Below are 11,896 nucleotides of genomic sequence, written 5' to 3'. Positions count from 1 at the left end.
GAGGCTTGGTAAAAGGGAAAATGGCTGTGCTAGAATTATTTTTGTTGGGGGGGTAGCTCAGCTGGGAGAGCGTCGCGTTCGCAATGCGAAGGTCGGGAGTTCGATCCTCCTCCTCTCCACCATAAATTGTTTTAAAAACAACGCACTACGTCTTTCGATGTAGTGCGTTGTTTTGCATTGAGAAGCACCTCCAAAACTTCGGCGGCGTCACCGATCCGTTCCTTTATGTGCGATCCACACGCGGGGGAATCACGCTGAGGCACGGCGTCGCTTACTCCCTTCGCCGCTTGTGTACACTGGTGCAGCAAATGTCGCGCACCCGCTGGGTCGAGCATATTAGGGCTAGTCGGCGTAACCACGCCATCCTCGGTGACGCGGACGACTTGGCGGACTTCCTGTTTTGCGCCTCGCGTCAGTCACTGACCATCGTTGGTGCACAGTTGCGTAAGCTGGACGGCCCTCATTGCTTCTACTGTGGGCGCGGAGTTACCGAGGCCGACGTCGATCACTTTGTCCAATTTTCGCTGTATCAAAGGGACCAAGCTCACAATTTTGTGCTCGCGCACCCGCCTGCAATCGCAGTAAATCGGACACGCTTGCTGCTAAGCCTCACCTCGAACCTTGGCTTGAAAGACTCATGACCCGAGCTGGCGAGCTGGATGAAATCGGCGCGTTAGCGGGCATGGCGAGTGATGGCATTACCGCACACAGAGTAGCGGTGTGGGGCTACACGAACGCCAGTGTCACGGGCGGCCGCGCATGGCTGTCTGCGTCGAGTTATGAGCGGGTGAGTACCGACTACCTTGGTCTTTTCGCAGACTAGACTTTGCTTGGCGCGGCGCTGCAACGGTGGTCTGCCACCATGACATTCCGGGTTCGGCCAATGAGGAGTCTTCCGCGTAACCGACTCCGAGCGACTGATCGACCTTCTGTTGCAGACACCCATAAGCGTCCACTAAATTCGGTGCGATTCTTAATCGCTGCCTCAACTGTAGCCGTTAGTATAGTTAGTATATTTATCCAGCGTTACTGCGTCCGTCACTTGACCTTGCCCGAACCCCACCCATAACCCAATGACCTACTTCGTTGATATTTTCTCGGTAGATACATTCGAGGGCTTTTCAAATACCCCCAAGAATACTGCAGGTTTCCACCCCAACCGCAAGGCTTGGGTTACCAAAATCAAACCCGGCGACAAAATTCTTTGCTACCTTAAGGGGCTGTCCTGCTGGGTAGGCATATTAGAGGTCATGGGGCCGATGGCGGAGGCGGCGCCGAGCAGCGAAATCCTCAGCGAGTACACGCTGCAATTCCCCGTGAAGCCGATCGTTTGGTTGACGAAAGGCGCACTTCTTCCCATTAAGCGTTCCGACGTTTGGGCCGCCCTATCCTTCACGAAGGACGTAACGCCCGGGGCCGGCGGGTGGAATGCCATCCTGCGTAGCAGTGGCGTTCGATTACGGGAACCCGACGGTCAGAAAGTGGAGGAGCTACTTTCTCACCAGTCCCAGCATCCGACTCCTGATGATATCGCTGACGAGACTTGGGAAAAGCACCGCAGCCTGAAGATGATTAATGCCGTGGGAAAGCTTGTGGCGGTGCAGATTCCCCTTGATGAGCAAGAGGCCGAAGCTCCTCAGCCTGAGACGCTTACTCCGAAACCATGCGACATACCAGACCCTGCAAATCTCCCGCCGCAGGTCCGAACTTCCCACAAGATGCAGGCGTTGCTCGCCGACATTGGGATCGCCATGGGATTTGAGGTCTGGATACCGAAGGCTGACAAGGAGGCTGTTCTTTCAGAGATGGGTAACCACGAGCTGTTGGCGGCCCTCCCCTACACGCAGCTTTCCGAACCGGCCATCAAGACGGTCGAACAGATTGATGTGCTCTGGCTACAAAAGAAGACCATCGTGCGTGCCTTTGAAGTCGAGCACACAACCGCGGTCTACTCAGGGATCTTACGCATGGCGGACCTACTGGCGCTGCAGCCCAACTTCCACACGAGGCTGCACATCGTGGCGCCGGAAGAACGGCGCAAAAAGGTGTTTCAGGAGCTGATGCGGCCGGCGTTCTCGATTTTCCCGCAGGGGCCATTGTCAGCGCTTTGCAGCTACCTACCATATGAGAAGGTGCAGGACCTGGCCGCTAACCCCACTTTGGAATATCTCAAGCAGGAAGTGCTGGACAAATACGAGGAATTTGCGGAGGAAGCGGAGTGAATTGCCCCGGGCTTGCTAGGCACTCCCTACAATCTTCGTTTGAAGAGGCGCTGCCCGTCAATCCTAGCTAGGAAGCGGCGGCTCTCCATTACAGACAGTCTAGAACTAACGTGCCGGAACATTTTTTTATTCAGTGAGACTTCGGTTCGACTCCCATCGCCAGCTTCACATCAATCACACGTAAATGATTGATCATCAAAGAAAAAACCAAGCTGCGATGCTTGCCCTTTCCGTTTCTGATCCATGTCTGGTCGCAGCGAAATCCAGGCACATAAGCGTCAAGACAACAACGGCAACCCTAATTCCTTGAGGAAGGCGTTGTGCGTGGCCTTAGCCTTGGAAATCTTCTTCTCGATATCGACAAGCTTTTGATTCACTGCCGTCAGATCAACCTCTTCATCAGTCACTGCCGTGCTGATGTAGCGCGAGATATTCAGGTTGAAGTCATGTTTCTCGATCTCCTCCATTCCCACTCGCCGGGAGTAGCGGGACTCCTCCTTCCGGAACTGGTAGGTGTCGATGATCTTCGCGATGTCTTCCTTGCTCAGTTGGTTCTGGCGTTTGCCTTTCACGAAGTGCTCGGCAGCGTTGATGAAGAGCACGTCGTCGGGCTTCTTGCACTTCTTGAGCACAAGGATGCAGACCGGGATGCCAGTGGAGTAGAAGAGATTGGCGGGCAGACCGATGACAGTGTCGATGTGGCCGTCCTTGAGCAACTTGGTGCGGATGCGTTCCTCGGCACCGCCACGGAAGAGCACGCCGTGCGGCAGGATGATGGCCATCACGCCTTCGTCTTTGAGGAAGTGGAAGCCGTGGAGAAGGAAGGCAAGGTCGGCGGCGGATTTGGGGGCGACGCCGTGGCTTTTGAAGCGCACGTCGTCGGCCGGCGCGCTGGTCGGCTCCCAGCGATAGCTGAAGGGCGGGTTGGCGACGATGGCGTCGAAACTCGGCTTCTTCGCCGGGTTCTGCTCCCGCATCATGTCCCATTCGTTGAGCAGGGTATCGCCGTGGAAGATGTCGAACTCCGTGTCCTTCACCCCGTGCAGCAGCATGTTCATGCGGGCGAGGTTGTAGGTGGTGATGTTCTTTTCTTGGCCGAATATCTTGCCGATGGTGCCGCCGGCCTTGCTCACTTTTTTGCGCACGTTCAGCAGCAGCGAGCCGGAGCCGCATGCGAAGTCCAGCACACTGTCCAGTCGCTTCTTGGCCCCGGTCCTCGGCTCTTGGCTGTCCAGCGTGACGATCGCGGAGAGTACGTCCGAAATCTGCTGCGGGGTATAGAACTCACCCGCCTTCTTGCCGGACCCGGCAGCAAACTGGCCAATCAGGTATTCATAGGCATCGCCTAGGGCGTCGATGTCCGTGGAAAACTGCGTCAGTCCTTCGGCGATTTTCTGGATGATGGTGCAGAGCTTGGCGTTCCGGTCTGAGTAGGTTTTGCCGAGCTTTGGGGAACTCAGGTCAATCTCGGAGAAGAGGCCCTGGAAGGTGCTCTCAAAGGATTCCGTCTCGATGTACTTGAAGCCCGCTTGCAGCGTGTTCAGCAGCTCAGCGTTTTGGGTGCGGGCCAGGTTGGCGATACTGTTCCAGAGGTGCGCGGGCTGGACAACGTAGTGGACCTTGCGCCGCATTTGTTTCTCGAACGCCAAGATGTCGTCCTCGTTGTTCGCATACCAGAGTGCCAACGGCACCTTGCGACTGTCTACACCCACGTCCGGGTAATCGCGGCCCAACTCCTTCTTCGCCGCCGTCTCGTAGTTGTCGGAGAGGTAGCGCAGAAAGAGGAAGGACAGCATGTAGTCGCGGAAGTCGTCCGCATCCATCGCCCCACGCAGTTGGTCGGCGATGCTCCAAAGAGTCTGATTGAGCCTTTTTTGATTTGATTCGTTCATATGGTCGTAGCAGGTGCGGTGGCGGTTGCGTTGGGTGCTGCGGTCGTTGTCGCCTCAAGAATGTCCGGCAAAGCAAACTGAAACCTGGTGGTGAAGTCTCTCAGAATGCGACGGAACAGCTCTTGGTTGTCCTCGCCCATTTCAGTTGGTTCGTTAATGGCATATTTGCCGTGGCTGAGGAGGTTCAGGGAGCGGTTGTAGAGCGCTCGATCTTGCTCGTTATCCAGCACCTTGAGGCAGAAGGAAATGTCCGCGTGCCCAAAAAACGAAGCAGTCTTCTCCATGATGCTGCGAAGCGCATTGAAGTGAAAAGTATAGAGCTTGCCTGTGCCGGGTTCGGCGGCCAGTTGGACTTCGGCTAAAGACGCAACGTGATGGAAGAACGGCGTGTCCTCGGTGGCACGCAGGGTATAGGCACCGCCTCCACTGAGGCGGTGCAGAAAGTAGCGCTTGTGAGTCACTTTCGGCTCCCCCTCCTTCGTCCTGCCGATTTCGTTGCACATCACGTTGAAGAAAAGAGCGTGATGGGAGGAAAAGACAATCTTAATGGGCGCGGGGGCACCGTTCTGATCTTTCCTGCTTGCAGCCCGACGCAGGAGCTGGGCGAGATCGCAGGCGACAGAGATAGCGTTGTTATCGTCCAGTGAAGAAATCGGATCGTCGATGTAAAGATATTTCTTCGACTGATATGAGACGTGTCCGTCGAGCATCCGCTCGCAAATGGCCATGAAGAGGCACCAGATGAAGATGTTCTGCTCGCCACGGGAGATCTTGATGTTCTCCGCCTCACCTTTTCGAAAAGAGACCTTCCATGTTTCGTAATCAATGTCGAAGTCAAAGTCGGCGTAGCGGCTGAGATAGCCCGCAATCGTTTCGTCGAGCGCGAGGTCCTTCAGGCCATTGAAGAAAGTTGAGTCGGGATTTAGCCGCAGATGCCGGAGTGAATCACCGTCGAGATCGTTTTCCCAAGTAAACAAGTCTTCAGTAAAGGCGTTGAAGTAGAGGGTGTCGGCGTTGCCGTTGTTCTTGCGCTTGCCCGTGTCCTTAAACTCCATCGAGAGCCGCGTCTTGCCGGTTCGGTTGTAGGCATAGAGGAGGAGGAGTTCGACGCCGCAGAGATCGTCGCGCAGCTTTCTCGCGAGTGTCCGCAGATTGGCATATTTGCTGATCTTTGGCTTGTTACTCATGCCTCAACTTCTTCCGGAGATGGGAAAAGCTGCTGCATCAGACCTTTCTTGTGGGTCTTGAGGGCTACGAGCTTTTGAGTTTCGGCGGTGATCAGGGCGTCGAGGCTGCTCAGGCACGAGGCGATGCGTTGTTGTTCTTCGACTTTCGGATGCCTGAGGTTGAGAGTGATAAAGACAGAAGACTTAATGCCTTTCGCCGTCGATCCAGTGCTGTGAAAATCAATCGTCTGCTGCATCTGCGGGCCAAGCAGCGATTGGAATAGAAACTCCGGAACGCATTTCTTGGTTTTGCATCGGAGCGTGATGATCCGCTGCCCCAAAGCAAACTTTCCGTCATTTGGGAAGAGCGCCACATTCCCAAGTGGTGCCTCTGTGGTAAAAAGTATATCGCCCACCTTTGGTATCCCTTTGGTCATCCATTCATCGTATGCCTCGGCATCGATATATTCGTCATTGGTCATGTCGAGCCAGCCGAACCTCACATTCTTGGCTGTGATAAGTGGCACGCCTGATTCTGCTTTGGGTGGTGGCTTGCCTCGATAGTCGATGATCCGTTCGAGACAATGGTTCAGCTCTGTCACCTCCCACTCTCCGCCGTTTTGGTATTCGGGGAAGCGAAAGCGGGGTTGGGTTTCGCCTTCGCGGGGGAAAAGCTGCTGCATCAGCCCCTTTTTATGGGTCTTGAGCGAGTCCACTTTCCGGCCTTGAGCGTCCATTAGCTCGTCCACCGAACTCAGGCACTCGACGATTTTATGTTGTTCGCGAACAGAGGTTTTTCCGCTTGGAAGAGGCACAGGCAGAGCGAGCAAATCGCCGTTGTTAATGCTCAGCGATCCATGGGCACGTGCACCGACCTCGATAAATTTCCGCAACCACTTACCATGCAGATTGCCGAGAAACAGGTAGTTCAGGTATTGCGGGACAGGCGACTCACCGTTGATGCGGAAGCAGGTGAAAATGCTGTTCGGCACAGCGGCAAGATCATTACCGGAATATAACGCGATGAAGCCTTCGGGATACTCCTTGGTGGCGCTCTTGTTGTAGGCGAAGTCGTCCTTCTTAAGAAGGAGGTAGTTGGCATAGGAGCTTCCGGCGATAATGCGCCCGAACTTCTCCGTCTGGCTGACCAAACCAACGCCAGAGGTGATGCTCATGGGAATGCAGGCCTTATCTCCTACTTTCTCGGTGCTGACTTTCGCAACCGATCCAAGCGTCGCAGTTGTCCAGTCTTCAGCCCCCCGAAACGCCGGAAATCGGAGCTTCGGCACCAGCGCGGGCGCGACCTCTTCCTTCGTGGCGCTGGTTTTCATCTTACGGCTCATAGGCGCTGAGTCCTGAAATGTCGCGACCACCGCCGCGTTTGGTGAGGAGGGGATGCAGGTCTTCCATCAGGGCGAGTTCGGCCTGCGTGCGGGCTTTCCAGCCGAGGTCAAGCGGGCCCATGAGGTCGCTGAGCTGTTGGCCATCGAAGATCATACGGTCGAGGATGCCGTCTACGAAGGCTTGAAGGGCGGCAGTGGCGAGGCCGTGCTTCGCGGCAATGGCGGCGAGTTCCCTGGCGTTCCTCTCCGCCTTGAAACGGGAGTAGCCTTCGCGGATGGCGGCCTCAGAGAGACCCTCGCCTGCTTTCAGCGTGCCGATGTATTCGGCAATGTCGTCGCGCTCGTCCATGAACTTAGCATCGGCGCTGATGAGGCCGATGAGTTCCTCGCGGGTCATCTTCGACTTGCCCGGGCCTTTTTCCGAGAACTTGGCGATGAGGCCCATGATGTAGTCGTAATCGATGACGGAGGACGCGAAGAGAACGAACTCGAAGTCGAGCTGGTCCACGGGGTCGGTGGCGCCGGGTTTGTCGCCGTCCTTGCCCTGCTGGTCTCTGAGCGTTTTGGCGGTTTCCAGATACTGTCCTCTGAAGCCGCGCAGGTTTTCCTCGGGGAGCACCTGCTCGATGGTGGCTTTGTTCTCCTCGGTGAGGTCGGTGTATTGGTCAAGCTGGGTCTTGAGCCGCTGGACCTCCCTGAAGTGGGTGACGAAGGCGGCGCGGGCCTCGTCGCCCTTCAAATTAGCCACGGAGGAAGGCGTGCAGGTTAGGCCCTGGGACACCATAAAGTCGTCGAGTTTTTGCACTGCGGCCTCTAGCCTCTGGATCACAATAGGCGCCTTGTCCACGAGCCAGATTTCTCGCGCCTCCCTGCCAGTCTTCTCACCGGAGAAGAGAGCGATGGCGGCATCCACGGCGTCCTGCTGCTGGCGGAAATCGAGGATGTTGCCAAACGGCTTTATCCCTACGGGTTTCGTATCTTCAGTCTGAACCGAAGTCAGTACGCGGTTTGTGCGGGAGAAGGCCTGGATCAAGCCGTGATGCTTGAGGTTCTTGTCCACATAGAGCGTGTTCAGGAACTTGGAATCGAAGCCTGTGAGCAGCATGTCCACGACGATGGTGATGTCGATCTTCTGCGCCGGGGGGTAGTCCGTATTCGGCCACTGTTGGTCTTTGATGCGCTTCTGCACATCCTGATAGTAGCGGTCGAACTCGCTGAGGCGATGATCGGTGCCGTAGCGGGCGTTGTAGTCGGCGAGGATGGCCTTGAGGGCGGTTTTCTTTCCCTCGGGGTCTTCTTCGTTGTCCGCTTGCTCCTGAGGCAGGTCTTCTTGGATCTGCTTCACATCAGCATCGCCTTCTGCGGGCGGAGAGAAGACGCAGGCGATGTTCAGCGGCTTGAAGTCGGGATTGGCGGCCTGTTTCTTGGCCTGCATCGTCTTAAACAGCGCATGATATTCGATGGCGTCGTTGATTGACGCGGTGGCGAGTATGGCGTTGAAGCGGCGCTCAGCAGTGGCGGCGTCGTGCTTGGCGAGGATGGCTTCGATGACAGCCTTCTTTGCGATAGCTTCGCCGGGCTTCGGCGGGTTCTTGCCCTCGGGCTTGAAATAGTCGATGCGGAAACGCAGGACGTTCCCGTCCTCAATGGCGTGGGTGATGGTGTAGGCGTGAAGCTGCTTCTGGAAGAGGTCTTCAGTGGTGCGCATGGAGGCCGCGGTGCCCTCAATCATCTGCACAGAGGCGTTCTTTTCGAAGATTGGCGTGCCGGTAAAGCCGAAAAGCTGAGCCTTCGGGAAGAACTCTTTAATCGCTTTGTGGTTATCGCCGAATTGCGAGCGGTGGCACTCGTCGAAGATGAAGACCATGCGTTTGTTCTTTAGGGCCTCAAGCTGCTCCTTGTAGGTGGCCTGGCCGTTTCTTGTGCGCTGCTTGTTACGCTTGCTGTTTTCGTCCAGCGCGAGACCAAGCTTCTGGATGGTGGTGACGATGACCCTGTCCGCATAGTCCTCTGAAAGCAGGCGGCGAACGAGGACGGTGGTGTTGGTGTTTTCTTCGACGCAGCCTTCTTGGAACTTGTTGAATTCCTCCCGCGTCTGGCGGTCGAGGTCTTTGCGGTCCACGACGAAGACGCACTTGTTGATGTGGTCGTTTTCCTTAAGTAGGGTGGAAGCCTTGAAGGAGGTGAGCGTCTTGCCGCTGCCGGTTGTATGCCAGATGTAGCCGTTGCCGTTGTCTTCGTCGATGCACTTCACTATGTGCTGCACGGCATAGACCTGGTAGGGCCGCATGATCATGAGCTTTTGCTCCCCGGCGAGCAGCACCATGTAGCGGCTGATGGTGCGGCCGAGGTCGCACTTTTTCAGGAAGCGCTCGGCGAACTCGTCGAGTTGGGTGATCTTGCGGTTGTCCTCGTCCGCGAACTCATAGATGGGTAGGAAGCGCTCGTCGGCATTGAATGCGAAGTGGCGGCTGTTGTTGTTGGCAAAGTAGTAGGTGCGGTCGCGGTTGCTGACGATGAAAAGCTGCATGAAACAGAGCAGCGTCTTGGTATAGCCGTTGCCAAGGGCGTTCTTGTACTCGACGATCTGCTCCATGGCCCGGCGCGGATTCACGCCGAGAGTCTTCAACTCGATTTGCACACAGGGCACGCCGTTGATGAGCAGGATGACGTCGTAACGGTGGTGGCTGTTGTCCGTGTTGATGCGGAGCTGGTTGACGACCTCGAAGTGGTTTTTACACCAGTCCTTGAGGTTGACAAGGGTGTAGTTCAGCGGCGTGCCATCGTCGCGGGTGAAGGCATTGATGTTGCGCAGGGTCTTGGCAGCGGTAAAGACATCCGGAGTGACGATTTCATCCAACAGCCTGGCGAACTCGGTATCCGTGAGGCGGACCCTGTTCAGGGCTTCGAATTTCTCGCGGAAGTTTTTCTCAAACGCGGCGCGATCGCGGATGTCGGGACGCGGCGTGTACTTAAGCTCACCGAGCTTGGCGATGAAATCTTGTTCAATCTGACTTTCGGCCGTGTTCATAGTGTTTGCATTTTTGCGCAATAGCCTTGAATTCTACAGCTTCGGACCTATCCGTGATTTTGTGGGTGAGGCATATCATGAGAGGTAAAAGTCATGGATACGCCGATGAAGAAGAGCGCACGGTTGCTTCACAGACGGCGGCCCGAGGGCCGCTGTCTGCCCTGCCTGAAGGGTTGATGGACCAGCTGGTCAAAGGGCCTATGACGGCGGCCGAAGTGCAGGACCTGATGCTGGCGTTCAACAAGGCGCTCATCGAGCGCGCCACAGGCGCCGAAATGAATCTGCATCTGGGATACAGGCCGGGGCAGCCCAAACCCGCTGGACAGGCCCACGAGCGCAACTGTGCCAGCGGCAAGACGGTGATCACTGACCGGGGCGCCGTCAAGGTGCAACTGCCCAGAGACCGCGATGGCAGCTTCGCGCCGATCCTGATTCGCAAACACGAACGCCGCTTCACGGGATTCGACGAGCGCAGCATCGCAATGTACGCACGCAGCATGAGCGTGCGCGAAATCCAGGCGTTTCTCGCGGAGAGCTATGGCACCGAAGTCTCGCCCGATTTCATCAGCTCGGTCACCGATGAGGTGATGGCCGAAACGCTGGCCTGGCGAAGCCGTCTGCTCGACCTCATGTATCCGGTGGTGTTCTTCGATGCGCTGCGCGTGAAGATTCGCGGCGATGGCGTGGTCAGCAACAAGGCCGTGTCCGTGGCGCTGGGCATCCAGGCCAACAGCCAGCGCGATGTGCTCGGCCTGTGGATCGAACAGACCGAGGGCGCGAAGTTCTGGCTCAAGGTGTTCAATGAACGGAAGCCACTGAGCTGCCAGGACATCTTGATCGCCGTGGTCAATGGCCTGAAGGGCCTAGCTGAGGCGATCGGCACGGCATATCCGCGCACGACCGTGCAGACCTGCATCGTGCATCTGATGCGCGACAGCCTGGAATACGCCGGCTGGAAAGACCGCAAGGACGTTGCCGAGGCGCTACGGCCCATCTATGCCGCGCCCAGCGAACAGGCCGCGCGGGAGGCCCTGCAGGCGTTTCCCGGTGGCCCGCGGGGAGCGAAATATTCGACTATCGTGCAATCCTGGTAACGCGCATGGGAGCATGTCACGCCGTTCTTTGTGTTCCCGCCGGAGATCCGCCGGGTCGTCTACACCACAAATGCCATCGAGAGTCTGAAGATGCAACTGCGCAAGATCATCAAGACCCGCGGCCACTTCCCGAACGACGACGCGGCGATCGAACTCCTCTGGCTGGCCCTGCGCAACATACTGGCCAAGTCCGTGCGGGCCACCTTCGACTGGAAAACCGCCATGAACCAGTTTGCTATCCTGTTTGGCGAGCGATTTACTTTGGCACGTGGGTAACGCTATTTAAACCGCGTCGCACACAAAAATTCGGACAGGTTCCGGTCGGGAGTTAGATCTCACGTTCAAATGAACCCACACAAAGCCCTTCCCTGGGGGCATATCTGAAATCACTGGTAAGCGCGATGCCCGTCCCGCGGCCCTCAGCGCGATTATTCGATCCTCCTCCTCTCAACAAAAACCGGCCTCCCGCCGGTTTTTGTCTTTCTTCATCGACCAACGCACATCGTCATTGCCCTCGATGAACGAGTTGACCGCATGCCGTGCCTTCGGGAACAGCAGGCGCGACGCGCAGGCGAAAAAGCTCCGGTCAGAACTTATCCCACCTCTCCGCGATCAAGTCGGTCGCGCGTGCGACGGCGTGCATGACCTCGTTCATCGTCCTCCCCGCTTCGCCAGCGAGCGCCGAGCCGTCGCGGATCCGGTCGACCGACGTCGCGATCGGGTCCTCGATCTCCTGGCGGCGCTCGACGAGCGTTGCGCGAGGCTGCGCGCCTCGCTTGCCACGACCGCGAAGCTGTGAGTCCCTGCTCGCGGGCGCGCGCCGTTTCGACGGCCGCGTTCAGCGCGAGAATGTTGGTCTGAAACGCAACGCCTCGATGATCGCCGTGATGTCCGCGATCTTCGTCGAGCTGTCGATGATGTGCCACGTCGTATTGACGACCTCCGGCCGGCCACCGCGCTGCCCTTCTGCGCAACAGACAACGCAATGACCGAAAAATTAGAAGCTTGCACGGTTTTGCGCGTATTTAAAATGCGTGATGAATGCATCGCCTTTCGTTTGAATTTCGGTCTCTTTTCCATTTGGCAGCAATTCTCCATGCCAGCACAGCGGTGCTTTACCGGAGGACAATGTTTTATTCATCCACCCG

General features: G+C 56.9%; 5 protein-coding genes, 1 tRNA gene and 2 pseudogenes. 3 read left to right on the top strand and 5 right to left on the bottom strand.

What is annotated here, in order from left to right; all coding sequences use genetic code 11:
- Positions 1 to 46 precede the first annotated feature (46 nt).
- Both HDG32_RS16110 and HDG32_RS16105 read left to right on the top strand, forming a co-directional pair.
- Positions 47 to 122 (top strand) — tRNA-Ala (locus tag HDG32_RS16110).
- Between the two features lie 951 nt (positions 123 to 1,073).
- Positions 1,074 to 2,222, top strand: coding sequence for a hypothetical protein (locus tag HDG32_RS16105; protein ID WP_184068782.1), 1,149 nt, complete (start codon positions 1,074 to 1,076; stop codon positions 2,220 to 2,222).
- A gap of 278 nt (positions 2,223 to 2,500) precedes the next feature.
- Here the strand turns inward: HDG32_RS16105 and HDG32_RS16100 are convergent, their stop codons facing one another.
- The 4 genes from HDG32_RS16100 to HDG32_RS16085 are packed head-to-tail and all read right to left on the bottom strand — an operon-like array spanning position 2,501 to position 9,654.
- Positions 2,501 to 4,114 (bottom strand): type I restriction-modification system subunit M, encoded by a 1,614-nt coding sequence (locus HDG32_RS16100; protein ID WP_184068779.1) that lies wholly within the window; start codon positions 4,112 to 4,114, stop codon positions 2,501 to 2,503.
- Positions 4,111 to 5,301: an AAA family ATPase gene (locus HDG32_RS16095; RefSeq protein ID WP_184068776.1), complete on the bottom strand. Its 1,191-nt coding sequence runs from the start codon at positions 5,299 to 5,301 to the stop codon at positions 4,111 to 4,113. The genes HDG32_RS16100 and HDG32_RS16095 overlap by 4 nt, the downstream gene beginning before the upstream one ends.
- Positions 5,298 to 6,623, bottom strand: coding sequence for a restriction endonuclease subunit S (locus HDG32_RS16090; RefSeq protein ID WP_184068773.1), 1,326 nt, complete (start codon positions 6,621 to 6,623; stop codon positions 5,298 to 5,300). The genes HDG32_RS16095 and HDG32_RS16090 overlap by 4 nt, the downstream gene beginning before the upstream one ends.
- Positions 6,613 to 9,654 carry a type I restriction endonuclease subunit R gene (locus HDG32_RS16085; protein WP_184068770.1) on the bottom strand — a complete coding sequence of 1,014 codons (3,042 nt, stop codon included), beginning with the start codon at positions 9,652 to 9,654 and terminating at the stop codon, positions 6,613 to 6,615. Before HDG32_RS16085 ends, HDG32_RS16090 begins: the two co-directional genes overlap by 11 nt.
- A gap of 176 nt (positions 9,655 to 9,830) precedes the next feature.
- Here HDG32_RS16085 and HDG32_RS16080 point away from each other — a divergent pair.
- Positions 9,831 to 11,024: pseudogene (locus tag HDG32_RS16080) on the top strand (IS256 family transposase).
- 328 nt (positions 11,025 to 11,352) lie between these two features.
- On the opposite strand, the pseudogene HDG32_RS37030 reads toward HDG32_RS16080, so the two are convergent.
- Positions 11,353 to 11,774, bottom strand: a pseudogene (locus HDG32_RS37030) (methyl-accepting chemotaxis protein); the annotation flags it as partial.
- Between the last annotated feature and the right edge of the window lie 122 nt (positions 11,775 to 11,896).

The sequence above is a fragment of the Paraburkholderia sp. CI2 genome, assembly GCF_014201055.1.
Classification (GTDB): domain Bacteria; phylum Pseudomonadota; class Gammaproteobacteria; order Burkholderiales; family Burkholderiaceae; genus Paraburkholderia; species Paraburkholderia tuberum.
The sequence above is the reverse complement of the archived record's forward strand: the minus strand, read 5'-3'. Positions and strand labels throughout refer to the sequence as shown.